This window comes from Frankia sp. AvcI1 (genome assembly GCF_001420875.1).
In the GTDB taxonomy this organism is placed as follows: domain Bacteria; phylum Actinomycetota; class Actinomycetes; order Frankiales; family Frankiaceae; genus Frankia; species Frankia alni.
Genome location: NZ_LJFZ01000015.1, coordinates 1 through 18898, shown reverse-complemented (window position 1 = coordinate 18898; position 18898 = coordinate 1). Strand labels below are relative to the sequence as shown.

Annotated in this window: 8 protein-coding genes, 1 tRNA gene and 16 pseudogenes; 17 read left to right on the top strand and 8 right to left on the bottom strand. The window is 73.0% G+C overall.

Features of this window, described 5'->3' with window-relative positions; genetic code table 11:
• Positions 1-208: 208 nt before the first annotated feature.
• Positions 209-704: pseudogene (locus UK94_RS16495) on the bottom strand (lytic polysaccharide monooxygenase auxiliary activity family 9 protein); the annotation flags it as partial.
• Between the two features lie 295 nt (positions 705-999).
• On the opposite strand from UK94_RS16495, the gene UK94_RS16490 reads away from it, so the two are divergent.
• Positions 1000-1287, top strand: coding sequence for a DUF2530 domain-containing protein (locus UK94_RS16490; RefSeq protein ID WP_011601389.1), 288 nt, complete (start codon positions 1000-1002; stop codon positions 1285-1287).
• Positions 1288-1301: 14 nt separating this feature from the next.
• Here the strand turns inward: UK94_RS16490 and UK94_RS16485 are convergent, their stop codons facing one another.
• Complete coding sequence (locus UK94_RS16485) at positions 1302-4979, bottom strand: hypothetical protein (RefSeq protein ID WP_055750565.1); 3678 nt, start codon at positions 4977-4979, stop codon at positions 1302-1304.
• A 116-nt stretch (positions 4980-5095) separates the two neighbouring features.
• Here UK94_RS16485 and UK94_RS54720 point away from each other — a divergent pair.
• From UK94_RS54720 to UK94_RS54670, 11 genes and pseudogenes are all read left to right on the top strand, one after another.
• Positions 5096-5471 (top strand): annotated as a pseudogene (locus tag UK94_RS54720) (maleylpyruvate isomerase N-terminal domain-containing protein); the annotation flags it as partial.
• Position 5472: 1 nt separating this feature from the next.
• Positions 5473-5908 (top strand): sterol carrier family protein (locus tag UK94_RS54715; protein ID WP_235488277.1); only part of this gene is annotated, 436 nt, incomplete at its 5' end.
• Positions 5909-6212: 304 nt separating this feature from the next.
• Positions 6213-6391: pseudogene (locus UK94_RS54710) on the top strand (amidophosphoribosyltransferase); the annotation flags it as partial.
• A gap of 1 nt (position 6392) precedes the next feature.
• A pseudogene (locus UK94_RS54705) lies at positions 6393-6447 on the top strand (hypothetical protein); the annotation flags it as partial.
• 1 nt (position 6448) lies between these two features.
• Positions 6449-7468, top strand: a pseudogene (gene purF / locus UK94_RS54700) (amidophosphoribosyltransferase); the annotation flags it as partial.
• Position 7469: 1 nt separating this feature from the next.
• Positions 7470-7611 (top strand): annotated as a pseudogene (locus UK94_RS54695) (hypothetical protein); the annotation flags it as partial.
• Between the two features lies 1 nt (position 7612).
• A pseudogene (locus UK94_RS54690) lies at positions 7613-7920 on the top strand (hypothetical protein); the annotation flags it as partial.
• A pseudogene (locus UK94_RS54685) lies at positions 7917-8210 on the top strand (phosphoribosylformylglycinamidine cyclo-ligase); the annotation flags it as partial. The pseudogenes UK94_RS54690 and UK94_RS54685, both read left to right, overlap by 4 nt.
• A 1-nt stretch (position 8211) precedes the next feature.
• Positions 8212-8757 (top strand): annotated as a pseudogene (locus UK94_RS54680) (AIR synthase related protein); the annotation flags it as partial.
• 1 nt (position 8758) lies between these two features.
• Positions 8759-8801, top strand: a pseudogene (locus tag UK94_RS54675) (hypothetical protein); the annotation flags it as partial.
• Between the two features lies 1 nt (position 8802).
• On the top strand, positions 8803-9143 hold a 341-nt coding region (locus tag UK94_RS54670), incomplete at its 5' end, for an AIR synthase-related protein (protein WP_235488275.1).
• A gap of 573 nt (positions 9144-9716) precedes the next feature.
• On the opposite strand, the gene UK94_RS16465 is transcribed toward UK94_RS54670, so the two are convergent.
• Positions 9717-9923: a DUF3073 domain-containing protein gene (locus UK94_RS16465; RefSeq protein WP_011601395.1), complete on the bottom strand. Its 207-nt coding sequence runs from the start codon at positions 9921-9923 to the stop codon at positions 9717-9719.
• A gap of 354 nt (positions 9924-10277) precedes the next feature.
• Positions 10278-11348 (bottom strand): Glu/Leu/Phe/Val dehydrogenase dimerization domain-containing protein, encoded by a 1071-nt coding sequence (locus UK94_RS16460; protein WP_055750561.1) that lies wholly within the window; start codon positions 11346-11348, stop codon positions 10278-10280.
• Positions 11349-11663: 315 nt separating this feature from the next.
• Here UK94_RS16460 and UK94_RS16455 point away from each other — a divergent pair.
• The 5 genes and pseudogenes from UK94_RS16455 to UK94_RS16435 form a co-directional block, all read left to right on the top strand.
• A pseudogene (locus UK94_RS16455) lies at positions 11664-12360 on the top strand (hypothetical protein); the annotation flags it as partial.
• Positions 12361-12646: 286 nt separating this feature from the next.
• Positions 12647-12853 carry a developmental transcriptional regulator BldC gene (gene bldC, locus UK94_RS16450; protein WP_009741343.1) on the top strand — a complete coding sequence of 69 codons (207 nt, stop codon included), beginning with the start codon at positions 12647-12649 and terminating at the stop codon, positions 12851-12853.
• A 542-nt stretch (positions 12854-13395) separates the two neighbouring features.
• A pseudogene (locus UK94_RS54665) lies at positions 13396-13758 on the top strand (hypothetical protein); the annotation flags it as partial.
• 181 nt (positions 13759-13939) lie between these two features.
• Positions 13940-14166, top strand: a pseudogene (locus tag UK94_RS54660) (hypothetical protein); the annotation flags it as partial.
• A gap of 253 nt (positions 14167-14419) precedes the next feature.
• Positions 14420-14495 (top strand) — tRNA-Glu (locus UK94_RS16435).
• A 2516-nt stretch (positions 14496-17011) separates the two neighbouring features.
• On the opposite strand, the pseudogene UK94_RS54655 reads toward UK94_RS16435, so the two are convergent.
• From UK94_RS54655 to UK94_RS74110, 4 genes and pseudogenes are all read right to left on the bottom strand, one after another.
• A pseudogene (locus UK94_RS54655) lies at positions 17012-17357 on the bottom strand (recombinase family protein); the annotation flags it as partial.
• Between the two features lies 1 nt (position 17358).
• Positions 17359-17722 (bottom strand): annotated as a pseudogene (locus UK94_RS74115) (recombinase); the annotation flags it as partial.
• A gap of 482 nt (positions 17723-18204) precedes the next feature.
• Positions 18205-18528, bottom strand: a pseudogene (locus tag UK94_RS54650) (DNA methyltransferase); the annotation flags it as partial.
• A 1-nt stretch (position 18529) separates the two neighbouring features.
• The coding region (locus UK94_RS74110) for a hypothetical protein (RefSeq protein WP_268761406.1) at positions 18530-18594 on the bottom strand (65 nt) is incomplete at its 3' end.
• Positions 18595-18898: the final 304 nt, after the last annotated feature.

The window sequence follows — 18898 nt, the reverse complement described above, 5'->3', positions numbered from 1 at the left end:
CGGGCACGGTGCGGGGGAGGACGCCCTGGATCTGCCCGGNCACGTGACTCGTGACTGGTGACTGGTATCCGTTTGTCGACTGGTGTCTGTTTGTGGGCTGGTGCCTTTTTGTGGGCTGGTGCCTGTTCGGCGACTGGTGGTCGTCGGTGGTCGTGACCCGGCCTGTCCCGTCCGCCGACCTGGGTCGGCCGACGGACGGGACCCGGCGTCACCCGGTGAAACTGAGGTCGATGACCTGGTAGAAGCCCTTGGGGGTGTCGGCGACCTCCCAGACGCTGAGCAGGACGTGATAGCCCTGCCGCTGCGGTAGCTCGATCGTGTGCCGGGTCGGGTTCGCCGGAACGAGGTCGTCGGCCGACCAGTAGGGCTGGCCGCTGTTCTGGACCTGATGGAAGGGGTTCGGCTCGAACTGGGCTCGGCTCAGCGGGGCGTTCGGATCCCAGCCCTCGCGGGTCAGGAAGTAGTTCCACCGTCGCGTCTTGTGCGGGGCGTGGAAGCTCCAGGTGATGGTGAGCTGCTGGCCGGCGGCGACGGAGTGCTTCTGCCAGTCCGATCCCGGCTTGTCCAGTTCGGCGGCAAAATCCTGGCCGGCGCTGGCAATCTTCCCGTCGGCGGGCGGGGAGTCGTTGCGGACATCGTCGGCCGCGAACGGATCGGCCAGCCCGGCCTGCGTGGCCGGGAAGAACTTCCCTGATTCCAGGCCTNCGGACTGCCATTCGGCCAGATAGATGTGCGCGCGGGAGGCCGNCTCGGAGACGGTACCGTGCCGCGGCGCCACTTTACTCTGAGTCATGGTGTAACGGTAGCGTCGGACCTCTTGTTTTGCATTCCTAGAACATGGGAAGCAGATGNCTTCCACGGTGATTTTCCTGGAAACTCGCCCGAGCCATTTCCGGCGTTTCCGCGGAATGCCCAGGACCGGGCTCGGGTGCCGCGTTCCGGTCGAGCGGGGGCGTCCCGGCGGTTCCGGCCCACGGGCGCCGGGTACCGTCGGGCGGGATGAGTGCGTCAGCGAACAGCGACCCCGCCGCGGGCATCGCCGCCGGGCCGGCCTCGACCGACCCGCCGGCGCCCCAGCCCCTGCCCTACGACGGCGTCGTCTCCGTCGCCGTCGGCACGGTGCTGTGGGCCGTCGCCGCGCTGGTCATGCTGGTGTTCCTCGGCGATCTGCGCGACGACGGCCATCTGTGGTGGCTGGCCACCGCGATCTGCGGCTTCGGGCTCGGGCTCGCCGGGCTGTGGATCGTGATCCGCCGCCGCAACCGGCTGCGGGGCCGGCAGGGATAGCCGGCCCTCGCCGCTCACGTCTCGTCGAGATCGTCCTCCGCCGCGCGGAAGGCCGCGCCCGCCGGGTCGCGCAGCTCCGCGGCGAGCGCGTGCCGCCGGTCCCACTGGCCGCCCCGCCAGGCCAACGCCCGGGCCAGCGCGTCCGGGCCGGCGTCGGCATCGACGTGCACCTCGCCGCCGATCCCGCCGAGCACGCGCCACGGCACCCTCGTCGACCGGCCGGTCAGGTCCTCGACCAGCAGCGGGCGGTGCACGCGGTACGGGGTGCCGTCCGGCGCCCGCCGCGGCTCGCCGTCCGGTCCGTCAGGTCCGTCCGGGCCCCACCCGGCCCCGTCGGCTCCAGCCCCGTCGGCTCCAGCTTCGTCGGCGTCGGCCTCGTCGGCCGCGATCTCGCAGGGCGCGATCTCCGTGGCCAGCGGCACCCCGAGGACGTGGGCGACCTCGGCCGCACGGTCCAGCGGCAGCCGCAGCGCGCCCCGACCGGTACCCAGCAGGCCCAGCAGGTCGGGCGCGTCCACGACGACGGCCTGCCCACTCGGCACGACCCCCTCGGGGGTTCGCACGGTCAGCGGCGGGTCGAACCGCTCGCCGCCCGCGGACCGGTCCGGTGTCGCGAGCACCTGGGCCACGGCGTCGACCGCGGCGATGTAGAGCGTCCGCGCCGCCGGCCAGGGAACGTCCCGGTCGGCGTCGCCCAGCCGGTCGAGCAGGTCCATGACCGCGCCGAGGTCGCCGAGGACGTCGTCGAGGGTGAGCCGGGCGCCGAGGTGGCGCAGGAACTCGTCGTCGACGCCGGCCAGCGGGGCGGCGGGCGCGAACAGGCCGGCGAGCAGCGGATCGGCGGCGGGCAGCAGCAGCTCGCGCGGCGGCAGCACCCGGCCGGTGCCCGCCACGGGCAGCACCGCGTGGCGCGCCAGCCACCACCGGGTGTACGACGGTTCGGGGGCGAACACGGCCTCGCGCAGCGGCGGACGGGCCAGCTCGACGAGCGCCTCGGGCCAGGCCGCCGGGTCGACGAGTTCGAGGTCGCGCACCGCGACGAAAACGCCGATCATGGCTGGTGCGGGTGGCCCTCCCGCCGGTGGTCGGCGCAGGTTCGCCGATCCCCCCGGCGCGCCGCCGTGATCGTCCGCCGCGACGTCGTCGACCCAGACGTCGCTGTCGTCGAGATCGAGCAGGATCTGCTCGTCGGCGTCGAGCGGCAGGTCATAGGTGCGCAGCACGCCGAACGAGTGCAGCACGCCGACCCGCTCCAGCACCTGCGCGGGCCACGCGCGGGCGACCTCGGGCGACAGCGTCGAGAACGGAGCGTCCTGCGCCAGCACCCGGTCCAGCGGACCCCCCTCGACGAGCAGCTCCCCGGCGGGGGTGAACTCGCCGTCGGCGGCCGGCAGCAGCAGGTCCTCCAGCCAGCCGAGCTCCGCCGGATGCTCCTCACCCGCGTCGCGGACCAGGGCGAGCACGGCGGCGGCCAGCGCCAACAGGTCGTCGGGGTGGTCGTCCGGATCGGCGTCGAGTACCGCTTCGCGCACGGCCGGATCGCGCAGCACCCCGGCCGGCGTGCCCTCCAGGGCGCCCAGGGTGCGCAGCGCGTCGCGGGCGCTGCCGGCACAGGCGTCGGGATGGACCACCCGCAGCGGCAGCCCCGAGCGCACCAGGGCGACGATGTCCAGATCGGCGGTGGGCAGCAGGGTGCCGCGCGGGCCGGTGACCATGCGGGTCCGCAGGCCGTCGCCGGTCGGCCCCGCCGACGCGGGGGCGGCGAGCGCGTCGGCCGCGTCGGGCCCGTCCGTGCCGATCTCGGCAAGCGGCACCGGCAGTGCCCCCAGGGCGTCCCGGTCCGGTGCCGCGACCAGCAGCGGGTAGAGCCGTCCCCACCAGTCCGGCGGGCGGGTGACCCCGGACAGCAGCTCGACCAGCGCGGCGCTGTCCACTCGCCGGACGCCGAGCAGGTCCAGCGCGGTGCGCCACCGCCGGGCGGCGTAGGCCGCCGGAAGCAGGCCCGCCACCAGGTCAGCCCCGCCCGCAGCCGCATCTGTGCCCGCGGCCGCATCGCCCGCGGCGATCGCGTCGGCCGGGCTGGGGGGATCGAGCTGACCGGCGGGGTCGGCCGGGGGCCCGGGGGCGCGCAGCAGCTCGGTCACGGCGTCGGTGGCGGGGCCGAGGTCGGCCACCGAGCAGTCCCGGCCGCGCAGGGCACCGGGGAACAGCGCCGAGTCGGGCAGTAGCCGCAGCAGGGACTCGCGCAGCCGCCCGTCGACCTCGCCGAGGGGGAGCCCCGTCGGGACAAGGGTCAGGGCGGCCAGCGGATCGGGCGGCTGCCCGCCTGGCTCGCCCCGCCCGCCGGGCTCCAGCCCCGTGCCGAGGTACTCGGCCAGGAGCACGGCAGCCGCGGCCAGCTCCTCGGTCAGCCGATCACGCAGCGGGCCGCCGACGGTGTGCCGTCGGGACGGATCCAGCGGCAGCTCGACGCTGGCCAGCACCGGCAGCGAGAGGGGCTCGTCGGTGGGCTGCGGCGCCCGCAGCACCCGGGCCACGTCGTCCGGCCAGCCGCCGTCACGGACCATCACCCGGGCGGTGAAACCGGTCCGTCCCCGCTCCTCGACCGGACGATCGGCGAGCAGGGCGGCGGGAATCACGCCGCTGCGCGCGATCCCGCGCCACCGCTCGCCGTTCAGGTCGGCGATCTCGACGCGTTCGGTGACCGAAGTGTCCGCCGCCGGCCCGACGCTGCCCGCCGGTGTCGCACCCCGCCCGCCGTCCCGCCCGCCGCGCAGCCAGTGGCAGGTGACCGTCCGCACGGCGCCGTCCACGTCGACGACGATCTCGCCCGGGCCACCGAGCACCAGCGGCAGGGTGGGATCGAGTCCGGCCAGCAGCTCCTGCGCGAGCGCCGCCGCGGCGCCGTCGCGCAGCGGGAGCCTGACCACGGTGTCGTAGCCCTCCGGCGGCGGCCCGGTGGTGATCGTGAACGGCAGCCGAAGGATCGGCACGGCGCCCTCGCGCCGGGCGAGCTCCTCGCCCAGGCGCCCCGCCTGGCCGTCGCCGACACCGTCGCCGTCGCCGTCGCCGAGAGGGTCGAGGCCGAGGGGAACATCGAGAGGCGATCCGAGGTTCGTTGCGTCGCGATTCGTTACGTCGCCGCTGGTTACGTCACCACCGTTCGGCGTGGTGACCGGTGCGGCGAGGGCCGTCACGGCCTCGATCACCCGGGTCCTCGACCAGGCCACGCCGGTCGCCGACGGGTCCGGACCGCCGCGGGAGACGATCGCGGGCTCGTCCGTCACCGCGAGGACCGCGGCGAAACCGGCGCCGAACCGGCCGACGGAGGCGCTGTCGCGTTTGGTCGAGGCCCGCAGGGTCGACAGCGCCTCGACACCGGCGGCCGACAGCGCCGCCCCGGTGTTGGCGATCTCCAGCAGGCCGCCGGGCCCGGCCTGCGGCGCGGTGGGATCGGTGCTCAGCCGCAGGAGCACCCGTGCCGGCACGCCGGCCTCGCCCGCGGCGTCGACTGCGTTCTGCAGCAGCTCCACCACGAGTCGGTCGTGGTAGGCGCCGAGGGCGGCGTCCTCCTCCGCGTTGGCGTCCTCCCGGAAGCGGGCCGGCGAGGCGATCCAGGCGTCGAGCACCCGCCGCCGGATCGCCGCGGTCCCGTACACATCTGCCGCAGCATGTGCGGCGGTCACTGACACCCGTCCATCCTCGTCTTCCCACGCCGCCCACGGCGGGAGCGGGTTGACCCGGATCGCGCGGCGGGCGTGGTCGGACCGTCACCGCTCGGACCGGGCCGACCGGGCAGGATGGGACGATGCCCGCCCGCACCCGCCGCCTGGACCCTTCGGCGGCGCTGCCCGAGCTCGCCGCGGCCGTCGTGCCCCAGTGGGAGCGTCTCGCCGGCGCCGTGGCCGATCTGACGGACGGCGCGCTCGCCGCACCGAGCGTCTTGCCCGGTTGGACGGTCGGAGAGCTGGTCATGCACGTCGGCCGGTCCGCGACCGCGCTGTCGACGGCCCTCGCCCCGGTGGCCGTGGACGGTCCGGCCACGATGCCCGCCACCGCGACGCGGCCGGTCGCGGCGGTCGACTACCTCACCGGCACCGGGGCGCGGGCGGAGGCGATCGCGGACACCGCCCGGGCCCTGGCGGCGCGGACCGGACCGGCCGAGATGCGCGCGGGGCTGGCGGNCGAGGTGGCGGCGGCCGCGGCCGCGCTGGCACGGGTCACCGACGGCGACCCGGTGGTCGCGACCCCGGGTGGCCCGATGCTGCTGACCGAGTTCCTGCGTACCCGGGCGGTGGAGGCGGTGGTGCACGGGCTCGACCTCGGCGTCGAGCCGCTGCGGCCCGCCTTGAAGGTGGTGACGAGGCTGTTCGCCGAGCTGTTCGTCCACCGGGTGCCCGGCCACACGGTGGAGCTGCGCGTGCCTCCCTTCGCCGCCGTCCAGGTGGTCGAGGGGCCCCGGCACACCCGCGGCACCCCGCCGAACGTCGTCGAGGCCGGGCCGGTCGCGTTCGTCCTGCTCTGCGCGGGGCGGTTGGCGTGGGCCGACGCCGTGGCCGACGGGCGCATCTCCGCCAGCGGCGAGCGGGCCGATCTGAGCGGCCACCTGCCGCTGTTGTGACGGAAGGGTGAGCTGCGGGGGAGGCTGCGGCGCCTGGGGCCGGCACGCGAGGCAAGGGCCGATGTGCGTCGTCGCTGCTAGCGTGGAGGGAGGTAGCTGCCGGTCGAGGCGGTGGCCGGAACCGGTCCGCCACGTCTCGTCACGAGTGAGGACGGGCCGGCGTGGACGCGGTCCCGCGCGTAACCCTCCGCATTTCTCCGGTGTCCCTGACCAGTCGAGGAGTCCTGGTGCCAGACGTCGCCGCCCGCTTTGGCGCCACCCCCGCAGCGGGGTCCGAGCTGTCCGATGATCCCGGTCCCCGGGNTGCCTGCGGCGTCTTCGGCGTCTGGGCGCCCGGCGAGGACGTGGCGAACCTCGCCTACTACGGGTTGTACGCCCTGCAGCACCGCGGCCAGGAGGCAGCCGGCATCGCGGTCGGCGACGGCCGGACGGTCGTGGTGTTCAAGGAGCTCGGCCTCGTCGCGCAGGTCTTCGACGAGATCANCCTGTCCAGCCTGAGCGGCCACGTGGCGGTGGGGCACACCCGGTACTCGACGACCNGCTCCTCCACCTGGGAGAACGCCCAGCCGTCCTACCGCACGGCCCGCTTCGGCGGCCCGATCGCGCTCGGCCACAACGGCAACCTCACCAACATCGTGGAACTCGCGCGGGGGCTCGGCGCCGGGCGTGACCGGCTGCGCGCGACCACCGACTCCGACCTCATCACCGCGATGCTCGCCGACCATCCCGGGCCCACCCTCGCCGACGCGGCGATGGCCGTGCTGCCCCGGCTCGCCGGCGCCTTCTCGCTGGTCTTCTCGGACGCCTCGACCCTCTACGCGGCCCGCGACCCGCACGGCATCCATCCCCTCGTCCTCGGCCGTCTCGACGACCACCCGGACGGGGCGTGGATCGTCGCCAGCGAGACGGCCGCCCTCGACATCGTCGGCGCGACCTTCGTCCGCGAGGTCCAGCCCGGCGAGATGATCGTCATCGACGCGGACGGGGTGCGGTCGCGGAGCTTCGCCGAGGCGAATCCGCACGGCTGCCTGTTCGAGTACGTCTACCTCGCCCGCCCGGACACGGCGATCGCCGGCCGTTCGGTGCACGCCACGCGGGTCGACGTGGGCCGCCAGCTCGCCCGCGAGGCGCCCGTCGAGGCGGATCTCGTCATCCCGGTGCCGCAGTCCGGGGTGCCCGCCGCCGTCGGCTACGCGGAGCAGTCCGGCATCCCGTTCGGGGAGGGCCTGGTCAAGAACTCCTACGTGGGCCGCACCTTCATCCAGCCGTCGCAGACGATCCGCCAGCGCGGGATCCGGCTCAAGCTGAACCCGCTTCGTGACGTCATCGAGGGCCGCCGCCTGGTCGTCGTGGACGACTCGATCGTGCGCGGGAACACGCAGCGGGCGCTGGTCCGGATGCTGCGCGAGGCCGGCGCCGCCGAGGTCCACATCCGGATCTCCTCGCCCCCGGTGCGCTGGCCCTGCTTCTACGGCATCGACTTCGCCACCCGGGACGAGCTCATCGCCAGCGACGCCGGCGTCGAGGAGATCCGCGCCTCGCTGGGCGCGGACTCGCTGGNCTACGTCTCGTTGGAGGGCCTGGTCGCCGCGTCCCACCAGCCGGCCGGGTCCCTCTGCCGGGCCTGCTTCGACGGCGTCTACCCGGTGCCGCTGACCGAGTCCGACAAACTGGGCAAGCACCGCCTGGAGCCGATGGCCGGCNCGCAGACGACCGCGGACATGATCGCTGAGGCGATGCGTCGGGAGGTGACGCTCGGCATGAACGGGGGCGATCCGTCCCCGGACGACCATGACGACGCCGACCTGGTCGACGCCGACCTGGTCGACGCCGACCTGGTCGACGCCGCCGGCCTCGCCGATGCCGCCGATCTGACCGACGCCGCCGACCTGACCGATGTTGCCGACCTGACCGATGTTGCCGACCTGACCGATGCTGCCGACCTGACCGACGGCGTGGACCTGACCGGCAGCGCGCAGCGGCGCCAGCCGGCCGGGGCGAGGCCGGCATGAACGGCGCCGAACGGATCCCGGCCGAGGCTGCCATCCCGGCGTCGACGCCCTCGGGCGCCTCGTACCGAGCCGCGGGAGTCGACGTCGCCGCGGGGGACCGGGCCGTCGAGCTGATGCGCGGGCACGTCGCGCGGGCGACGCGCCCCGAGGTGGTCGGCTCGCTGGGCGGATTCGCCGGCCTGTTCGCCCTGGACACGGCGCGCTACCGGAAGCCGCTGCTCGCCTCGTCCACGGACGGCGTGGGCACCAAGATCGCCCTTGCCCGCGCCCTCGACACGCACGACACGGTCNGCATCGACCTGGTCGCGATGGTGGTCGACGATCTCGTCGTCTGCGGTGCCGAGCCGCTGTTCCTGCTCGACTACATCGCCTGCGGGGCCCTGGTGCCCGCACGGATCGCCGAGATCGTCTCGGGGATCGCGGCCGGGTGCGAGCAGGCCGGCGCCGCGCTGGTCGGCGGCGAGACCGCCGAGCACCCCGGGCTCATGGGTAGCGACGACTACGACCTGGCCGCGACGGGGGTCGGGGTCGTGGAGGCCGACGGCGTGCTCGGGCCGGAGCGGGTCCGGCCCGGGGACGTGGTGGTCGCGATGGCATCATCCGGCATCCACTCCAACGGCTTTTCGCTCGTACGGCACATCTTGTTCGGTCCTGTCGATTCTGGCCAGCCCGGTGGGGTCTCCGAAACCGCTGCGGCGGGTCTGAGGTCATACGTCCCCGCACTGGGGGACACACTCGGCCGGTCCCTGCTCACCCCGACCCGCATCTACGCGAGGGACTGTCTGGCCCTGGCGGCGGCGGTGGAGGTGCACGCCTTCGCCCACATCACCGGCGGCGNCCTCGCCGCGAACATCGCCCGGGTGATTCCCGCGGGCCTGGTGNCCACCCTCGACCGGGCGTCCTGGGCGGTCCCGGCGATCTTCGGCCTGCTCGCCGAGCGCGGCGCGGTGGCCCAGTCGGACATGGAGAGCACTTTCAACCAGGGCATCGGCATGGTTGCGGTGCTGCCGGCCGACGTCGTACCCGCGGCCCTCGCGCTGCTCGCGGAGCGGGAGGTGCCCTCGTGGGTCGTCGGCGAGATCGGGGCCGCAGCCGACGGGAACCATCCCGCCGGGGAGTCCGATGAGCGCGAGGGCGCCGGGGTGCGTCAGGCGGCGGCCACCGGCGGGCCGGGGGTGGACGCCGCGCCTCGGGCCCGGCTGATCGGGCGGCACCCGGCCTGAGCCGCTCGCCGGCGGGCGTCGCCGGCCTGCGCCGGTTCGCGGCGGCGGGCCGGCGTCCGGCCGGCGCCCGGCCCGGGCGACACCCCCGGCGAAGCGGGGTCGCCGGCAGGGCGGGGCCGCGGTGGATGTCGCCCGGCCCGAGCCGCAGGCGCGTGTCGCTGCGGCGAGCCGCCCGCGCGTGTCGCGGCGGGCGAGGAGCTCGCCCAGCCGGGCCATCGGACTGCGCCTACACCGGCGCCAACGGTCCACGACACCGTCCGGCTGCTTCGGTCGGCAGCACCATCGGTCGTTGCGCGCCCGCGCGAGAGCGGCCGCGTGTCGACGGCCGCATGATCGGCGCGTATCGCAGCGGTGGTCCCGGGGGCACCCCACGACGTCGGGGCGCACGCGAGAGTAACGCTGCGCGTTTCGGCCGTGCACCGAGGACGGGCACGACGATCAGCGCCATCGCGCCTGCACGGAGGCAGCACGACATGGCGGTGGATGCCCGGACCGAAGCCCGGGCCGCCACCATCGGCGACGACCGCCGGGGTGAGCCTGCCGCGGCGGGACGGCTACCGACGTGACGCTATGTCAGCGGGAGGAACGGCGGTCGTCCTCGTCATCTGCGTAAGCGTCGTATCCGTAATCGTCATCTACGTACGCGTCGTCGCTGTTGTTCTCGCGCGTCGAGCCCGCGCCCAGATCCGCCTTCAATCGGTCGAGATCCATATTGGGCGAGTTGTACTTGAGCTCGCGGGCGACTTTCGTCTGCTTGGCCTTAGCTCGGCCGCGCCCCATGGCTCGACCCCCTCGAACATGACGACGGGGACCCGCCCCGGTGCTCTCACTGTCTCGTGCTTCCCGAGACTACAGGGACCGGAGGCTTCTCGGCACGCCAACCCGACAGTTGCCTGTCCTCGGACAAGATGTCCACGATCGGAAGCGCTCCGTGAGGCCTGCTGTCCGGCGGGTTCGAACGGGGAATCAGGGCCGCTCACCGGCTCGCATGCGGCGCGACCCGCCGTGCCGAGGTGTGCGCACCGTCACATTCCCTCGATCGTCCTGACCTGCGCGGACGTGCCGCGGCCCGGCCTCCGGGGCCGGCCGTGTCACCCGCCGCAGCCGCGCTCGACCCGGTGCGGCCGGTAGGAGTCAGCGCAGCAGCAGCCCCCGCAGTCGGCCCACCTCGGCCATCCGCCGCTCGGCGAGCCGCTCGGCCGCCCTCGTCGGCGTCACGCCCTCGTTCTCGGCGAGGCGGAGGACCTCGGCGGTGGTGTCGAAGATCCGGGCCGCCCGGGCCCGGGCCCGCTGCGGCGAGTATCCCTCGATCTCGTCGGCGACCTGGATGAGTCCGCCGGCGTTGACCACGAAGTCGGGCGTGTAGAGCACCCCGGCGTCGGCGAGCCGCCCGCCGATCTCGGGCGTGGCGAGCTGGTTGTTGGCCCCGCCGCAGACGATCTCCGCACGCAGCCGGCCGACCGTCTCGGCGTCGAGCACCCCGCCGAGCGCGCACGGCGAGTAGACGTCGAGCTCGAGGTCGAACAGCTCGTCGGGGTCGGCCACGGTCTGCGCGGTCGGGAACTCGGCGCGCAGCCGGGCCAGGGCCGCCGGGTCGACGTCCGCGGCGATCACCGAGGCCCCGTCCTCCACCAGGTGCCCGACGAGGCGGCGGCCGACCTTCCCGACGCCGCTGATCCCCACCCGGCGCCCGGCGAGGTCCGCCGTCCCCCACCGGTGCCGGGCGGCGGCGCGCATGCCCTCGAAGACCCCGTAGGCGGTCAGCACGCCGGAGTCGCCCGACCCGCCGTGGGCCGGCGAGCGCCCGGTCACCCAGCGCGTCTCGCGGGCGATGACGTCCATGTCGTCGACGTAGGTGCCGACGTCGCAGGCGGTGATGTAGCGCCCGCCGAGGGAGGCGATGTGGCGGCCGAAGGCGCGCAGCAGCGGCTCGGACTTGTCGCGGGCCGGGTCGCCGATGATGACCGCCTTGCCGCCGCCGAGGTCCAGCCCCGCGCAGGCGGCCTTGTAGGCCATCGCCCGGGACAGCGCCAGGGCGTCGGCGAGCGCGTCGTCGTCGGCGGCGTAGGGGTGGAAGCGGGTGCCGCCGAGGGAGGGGCCCAGCGCGGTCGAGTAGACCGCGATGATCGCGCGTAGCCCGGCACGCCGGTCCGAGCACAGCAGCACCTGTTCGTGGTCGCGAACGGCGTCGAACAACGACGTCATGGTGCACCTCCTGGGGGACGGACCCGGCTTGGGACCCGGACCGTCGCGGCGCCGTCCGCCAGGCGGACCTGCGGGTCGGTGGCCGGCTGGGCACGGGCGGCGGTGTCGGCCGGGTCCTGGCGAACCCTATGGCCCCGGTAGCGCGCACGGCTTGCGTGCGGACGTGCCAGGATCGAGGCATGCCAGGTTCCAGGGCATCCGCGTGGGTGTCGTCCGCGGTGCTGCGGCGCGCGACCGGGCTCGCCCCACGAGGTGGGCCGCCCACCGCCCGCGCGTGGCCGGGCCCGGGGCCGGACGCGGTCTGTGGGTGCTGAGATGGCCGTCGTCTCGCCCGCGGCGTACCTGCGCGTGTACGAGCCGCTCGCGGCGTTCCCGGCGGCGGAGCGGGGGCGCTGGCAGCGTTACGCGGCCGCGGGGCCGCCGTCCCGGCGGGCCGGCTCGCGCCGGGAGCGCGCCGTCGCCCTGGTCGCGACCATCCGGCCGACCCTCGACGTGGCCGACGAGTCGGCGTTCGTGCAGTGGATCGACGGGCTCATGTTCGTCTGCCCGTGGTCGACCCAGTTGCGGGTGTGGCAGGCGGCGTTGGAGTTTCGCGGCCTGATGCCCGAGCGGGTCGCCGAGGCGTTCCTGCCGCGGCGGATCACCGAGCCGGCCGAGATCGAGCTGGACCGCTGGAAGGCCCGCCGGCCGAGCCTGAAGGTCCACGTCCAGACGTGCACCTGGATGGTCCCGCCGCCGTGGTTCCTGCTGTTCGACCCGGCCGAGCGGTCGCTGGTGACCGGGGACACCGCCGAACGGTCGATGATCTACCGGACGACGATGAGCCTGGCCCGGCGCCGGGCGAGCCGCGCGGTGGAGGCGGTGGAGACGCTGCGGGGCGGTTCGAGCGAGGCCCCCGCGGTCGAGGGCATCGGCGATCTGGCCCGTTGGCTGGGGTCCTTCCATCCGCAGAGCAGGGTCGAACTGGACTACGACGGGCTAGTTGACCTGCTCGACGATGACATGCTTCGGCNCGACAGCTCGGTAGAGGACATCGTCGAGGCTGTCAGCGCGTTACGCCGTGGGCGAACAGACCTAGCGGTCGAAGCCTACGAACGGGTCCTGATGAGGTGGAGACCCTTGCAGGCGCGGGAATCCGCAAGCTGATCGACGCATTCCNTTAACTGAGAGTTGCCGTCCGCTTCGGACGAGCTGTGACTAGNCAGCAGATGGTCCTGACGTGCCATGTCCGAAATGCCCCCGAAGGATGCACGATCTGTATGGGACGGAGCGACGCTCTGTGACGGGAGGCCAACACAATGACGACACGAACGCCGGACGCCGAGCCGCTGCTGACGCCCGCCGAGGTAGCCACGATGTTTCGGGTTGATCCGAAGACCGTGACCCGGTGGGCGAAGGCCGGCAAGCTGACGTCGATTCGGACCCTTGGTGGGCACCGCCGGTACCGGGAGGCCGAGGTGCGTGCCCTGCTGAAGGGGGTCCCGAGCATCGGAGGCGACATCTAGATCGCNCCAACCCGGCGCGTAGCCGGAAGCACCTCCTTTCCCTCGTCCGGGCGGCAGTCGCTGCCCTTGCGAGGGTGTCGGTGGTCCGACCTCGTGGAACAGGGTCGAAGGTCCGAAAGGCTGTCCGTTCGGTTGAGAACCGGGCAAGCCGGCCGGTCCGGGCCCCCACCTTGGGGCCACGCGACGTAAAGGAAGTGTGAAGATCCGAATGCCGGGCTGCCCGGCCGGCGGGGAGGCCGTCGGGCGGGGTCCGGTTCGCGTCGACGTCCGCGTCAAGGGCCACCTGAGCACCGGGAGGGCGCAGGGTGGACCTGTTGGGGAACCGGCGGACGGCCCGATGGGCCGTCCGCCGGCCTCGGCGCACGCGGCGACGACGTCGGACGGGGCCGTTGCGGCCTGGCGGCGCGGTGCGCCGACTGCGGCGTTGCGCACCGCCTGCCGTGTACTGACCGCCGTGTACTGACCGCGCGTTCACCGAACGATGACCGGCACCCGCCGTCTGGTCTGGCCAGGTGGTGTGGGGTCGGGCGAGGGGCAGCACCATGGACCGTGACCGCCCCCAGAACTGGGTGGTTCGGTCTGCCGTGCCCGGGTTCCGGCCCGGCGTCAGCGCGTTCCGGTTCACGAACAGCTTCGACGTCCAGCCACTGCTGGCCCTGCGGCTGCCCGGCCTCCCCTGGGGCCTCGGGATCGGGGACGCCAGCCGCGGCCTGTGCGGCGGCATGATCTTCGCGGTGCGCGACCTGTTCGAGGCCGGTCTCGCCGCGCCGCCCGACGCCGACCCGCCCCGGCGGGGCTCCCCGCTGTACGGCTACCTCGTGCGCCGGCTGCTGGCGAGCTTCGACCTGCCCCGCGGCGTCGCCCGGTACTACGGCCTCATGCGGGCCGCCGACACCTACCCCCAGNCGCGCCGCGGGGTCGCGTGGTGGCCCGGCACTGGCCGGCAGGACCGCCGCGGCTCCACCTCTGACCCTCGCGGCTCCACCTCTGACGGTCCCGGCTCTGTCCCCAACCGTTCCGGGTCTGTTCCGGGGCGGCCCGGCGGCGCGCTGGGCCGCCTCGGCGTCGGCCGCCGCAGCCTCGCCNACGAGTGGCCGCGGATCCGGCTCGATCTCGACTCCGGCAGGCTCGCCCCGATCGGCGTCATCACCGTCCACTCGGCGGATCCCCTGAAACTCGGCCTGAACCACCAGGTTCTCGCCTACGCCTACACCCAGGTCGACACGGCGGTGACCCTGCGTGTCTACGATCCGAACACCCCGCTGGAGCGGGCCGACGACGTCACGATGTCCTTCGACCTCGCCGACGCAGGCNGTGACGCCGGCAGGGTGCGCATCACCCACTCGATCGCGATCGGCGGCCGGCCGGTGCGCGCGTTCTTCCACTCCCGCTACCGCTGGGCCGACCCGCGCCCGGCGCTGCGCGCCCATGTCGCCGGCAGACCCTGACCGCACCCAGCGCGGACGGGTTTGTCGGCTGCCCTGGCCATCCCCTATGCTTGCAGTGCTTCAGACGATCGACGATGTGGCTGAGNGCCTGCTCCGCCCCGGCTGTGATCGTCACCGCGCCCCCATCGTCTAGCGGCCCAGGACGTCGCCCTTTCAAGGCGGTAGCACGGGTTCGAATCCCGTTGGGGGCACCACGCAGACCCGTGCATGATCCCTTCCGAGATCTGCACGGGCATGGCCACTTCCTCCTTATTGATCTTTCTTGGGACGTCTTGCATAGCCCTGACCGCATCGACGCCGACGCGGGCGGTAGCCGGGATGGTCTCGCCTGTCAGGGTTACCCGGCAAGTTGCGATGTTAGTCGCGCGGTTGTAGCGGACTTCGAGCCGAAGCGCCTCGAAGAGGCGGCGGGACAGGTCCTCGGGCAGCTCGTCGAGTTCGACGAGCCCCACCGGCAGTGCCCGCAGTAGGCCGGGATTGGGTGCCGCGGCTTCCTCGTCCTCAAGCGCGGCCAGCTTCTGCTGAAGAGCCACTCGTTCAGACCTCAGTTCGATCCNCCGCTCGGCGATGTCGCGGCCCATGTCCTGGTCCGGGTCGTCTACCAGCTCGAAGTTGCGTAGCAGGCGCTTGCTACGGGCCTCGGTGTCGGCGATGGCCCGGTGTAGCGCCGCGACCTGTCGCTCCCGATCATGCCCTCGGTCCGCATCCACTGTTCTCAGATGAGCATCGAGGAGGTCCAGACGGTACTGACCGAACACCCGTTCAGCTAGGAACGCGTTGACGCCGGCGACCAGATCATCCTCNCGGAGCCAGATAGCCGCCTTCTGCGGATGNTCGGCCGCGACGTATCCGCCTTTTGGGGCGCAGACGTAGTAGCCGACGCCGCGCGGGGCCCGACCGCTCATCCTTCGTCCACACAGATCGCAGAACACGTAGCTGCGCAGGCGGTAGGTCCGAACGGAGTTCGAGTGCGCGCTNACGCCCGAACGCGTACGGGAACGTTCCCGCAGTGGCGCAACCTCCTGCGCTTGGACNAAAGTCTCTAGGTCGATAAGCGCCTCGTGCACGGGCTCGGGAGACCAGACCCAATTCTCGACGGGGTTCACCCGGTTCTTGCCCGCGCCCTTGCGTGCCCGCCGGTTCCAGACCATGTGGCCGGTGTGCTTCGGATTGGTGAGCACGTCTCGGACGTTAGAGTAGTTCCATTCGCCCCGAGCCCGGCTTGGTTCGACAGGTACCGGCGGGGGGTTCTCGGTGAGATCGAGGTTCAGCCTGTCCGCGATCGCGCCGTACCCAAGCCGCTCGGTGACCCTCCAGGTGAAGATCCTGCGGACCACAGCGCCTTCGACCGGTTCGACCGCGAGCAGCGTCTTCTTCACGCCTTTTGCTCGCCTGGCCGGAACGGGATGGGGTACGTGATGTGCTCGGTATCCGTAGCACGGTTTGCCGACGTTGTAGCCCTGCTCGGTGTGGGTCTCGAAGCCCGCCCAGGACTTCTCCAGCATCTCCACCACGTACCACTCAGCTACCCCCTGCTTGAGCCGACGGGTCAGCACCTGGGTGGCGGTCTTCGGCCGGACGAAACTCCCGTCCAGTCGAATCGGTTCATCTGCGGCGNGGAGGGGGACGCCGGCCTGCTCAAGGATGTGCTCGATCTCGGTGCCGATGTAGGTGCGTCGAGCGATCCGGTCAATGGACTCACAGATCACGGCGTCGAACCGTCGGTTGGGTCGCGCGGCTTCCTCAAGCAGATCGGCCACACCACCGTCGCGCGGTATGGGAATCTGGAACATTTCGTGCGCGCGGCCATGACCTCTATCAGCCAAGTCCTTACGCCCGGACTCCACGTCGTAGAAATGCGCGACGATCACCGCGTTCGGCGGCAATGCCCGCTGGGAAGTTCGCAGCTGCCGAGGCAATGACAATGTCGGGTCCTNCTGATCGTAGGTGGACGTGCGTCCGGCCCACGCCAGTCGGATGACGCCGGGGGTACCAGCCGCGCTTCCTGGCGTCTGGCCTCGGCCGTCTACGCGCCTGTTTCCTCCCCAGGCTTGTATCGCTTGTGGGCTAGCCACTCCAGCACCTCCATGAACACCTGAGTCTGNAACCTGGACAACCGCTCGCCTTCCAGCCCACCAACAGTAATGATCTCCAGTTTCATGACGGGAGTATCGTTACGACCCGGTGGTTCAGCGGCTTGATCCGACGGCCTCTCATCGGCCATCGCGGGCTTCTNCAGAATCTATTTCATCAAAGAAATCCTGGCAGCGGGTCGAGGTTGTGTGGATCTTCCATGAAGGGGTCCACGNCCNCATTGGGAAACCGGTTCCGAGAGCTATCGGCGAGTAGAACAAGTCCGGCAGGCGGAGAGCGACGACACGGGAACTGAGACGGTCGTCGACTCGCCGCCGGACGACCATGACGATAATGGGGCCAGGGGGAACGTGGCGGCGGGGCTGCCTATCGCGGTCGAGCACGGTAACCCGGTGTGGCTGGTAGCCGGCGGACTCCGGGCCGAGGTGGGAGCCCGCGTGGACGAGCTCGACTTGGGCCTGGCGGGCGCGATCGGTGGTCCGGACGTGGGGAGTCGCAAGCAGAAGCGCCTGCCGCGCTGCTCGGGCGGGGTGGGAGTGGGTGAACCGCCGCCACCAGCCGGTCCGGCACTCCGGCGTGGCCGATGCGTGCGGCAGCGGACCCTCCGGGCGTGCTGTCACGCGATCGCCCCGAGGTGGCTGTTACCTGTTCCCGGGTCGGGCGGGGGGTTCTGGGGGAATTCCCAGGGCGGCAGGTGCGGGCTGAGGACCGTGGTGCCGGGGGGCGCGAGAAGTTGGGCGTGGAGGAACGTCCGCCCGTCGATGATCGGCTGGTGGGCGTGGGGGCAGATGATCCAGTGTTCGGGTGCGACGGGCTGGCCGCCTCGGGTGCGGCCCCAGACGGTGGCGCCGGTGTAGACGGGGTTGGCCAGGATGCGGCTGATGGCGGTCGGGGTCCACGGCCGCGGGAGCCCGCTCGCCGGTTCGCCTGGGGTGAAGAACTGGCTCCCGAGGCCATGCAGGNGGGTGGCGATGGACCGGGGGCTGAGCCGGTCGTCGACTCTCCATCGGTAGATCGCCGCGACGACGTTGGCGGGTCCGGGGTCGACGACGAGGCGGACGCGGCGGTGGGGCCGGCCGACGGCGTCGGGGAGGGTGACTCGGTGGGGCTGGTAGCCGAAGGGGATCGATCCGAGGTGGAAGCCGGCGCGGACGAGGTCGATCTGGGCGGCGCGGGCGCGTTCGGTGGTCCAGGTGTGGTGGGCGGCGAGGAGGCGCGCCTGCCGTGCGGCGCGGGGGTGGGTGAGCCGCCACCACCAGCCGGGCTGGCGCTGCGGTGCGGGCGGGGCGGGTGGCAGCGCGGGGATGGGCAGCAGGTCATCAGACATGCGGGGCTCCAACCAGAAGGCCGGCCGCGGCGGTGCGGTGCGCGCACGGGCCCGGCCGGCACGGAGTGCTAGGCGGCCGGGCGGTGCGAGGTGTTGAGGGCGGCGGGCGGCGCCGGTGGGCGCGGCGGGCGCGGGCGCCGGGCTGGTCGGCCCTCGATACGGAAGACGATCACGTCCTGGTGGACCGGGTAGGCGCGTGCCCGCCCGGGCGGGCGGTGGGTGCCGCATGCCCGGGTGTAGGGGACAGCGGTGAGCGCGACGGCACGCTGCACCGGCCGCCAGCCGACGTCCCGGCCGGCGGCGGCGACCTGGCTGGCGAGGTCCAGCCCGCCGCCGATGTGGTAGGCGGTGATGACGATGAGGTGGCCGCCGGGCCGGGGCAGGTCCCGGTAGGCGGCCAGCCGTGCGCGTAGCCGGTCCCTGGCCGGACCGGTCGGCTCGGCNGGGTCGGCCGGTCCGATNGCGGTCAGGACCAGGTCGANCGGTCCGAGTCCGGTCCAGGACTCGCCGTCGGGCAGCGCGTCGAGGATCATCCCGTCGCCGCGGGCGCCGCGGGCCTTTGCCAGGGTGAGGGCGGTGCGGGCGGTCTCCCACTGGTCGGGGTCTGTGGTGATGCCGATGCCGTGGCGGCGGGCGTGCACGGCTTCGGCTACGACTGTTCCCCGTCCGCAGTCCGGGTCGCACACCGTGTCCCCGGGCCGGCTGTAGGCGGCGATCGCGTGGGCGGCGACCGCCGCTGATATCGCCGCGTCGCCGTGCGGCGCATCGGTTGGCGGTCGCCGGGTCTGGTGGGTGGCGGCGTTGTGNCGGCCGGTGGGCCAGACCGTCGCCCACCGCGCGTCGCGGCGCCACGTCTCGTCTTCGGCGGTCATCGGGCCGCGCTCCCCGTCGGTGGCACCGGTAGTCCGACATCGCTGGGGTTCATCTGCGGCGGGTAGCCGTAGGTGCTGTGGTCCAGGTGGTTCTGGCTCTTGGCGGGCCTGCGTGCCGTGTTGACGCGGCCTCGGACTTCTTGAAGGTTCCTCACGTGGGTTGCGTTCTCCGCTGTCTGCGTGAAGGTGAGGTGCTCGGATTGGCGCTCGCGGTGGTACGCGATATTCGGGACGCGCGGCAGTCGGCGGCGTCCGCTGAGGAGTTGGCGACGTTCGAGACGGACGTGCTCGCGGGGTTCGTGCT

Excerpts from the sequence above, each read along its gene's own strand:
- UK94_RS16460 (WP_055750561.1), bottom strand. The coding sequence starts at position 11,348 with ATGACGTCGTTGTTCGACGCCGTTCGCGACCACGAACAGGTGCTGCTG.
- UK94_RS16490 (WP_011601389.1), top strand. The coding sequence starts at position 1,000 with ATGAGTGCGTCAGCGAACAGCGACCCCGCCGCGGGCATCGCCGCCGGG.
- bldC (WP_009741343.1), top strand. The coding sequence starts at position 12,647 with ATGACGACACGAACGCCGGACGCCGAGCCGCTGCTGACGCCCGCCGAG.
- UK94_RS16465 (WP_011601395.1), bottom strand. The coding sequence starts at position 9,923 with ATGGGGCGCGGCCGAGCTAAGGCCAAGCAGACGAAAGTCGCCCGCGAG.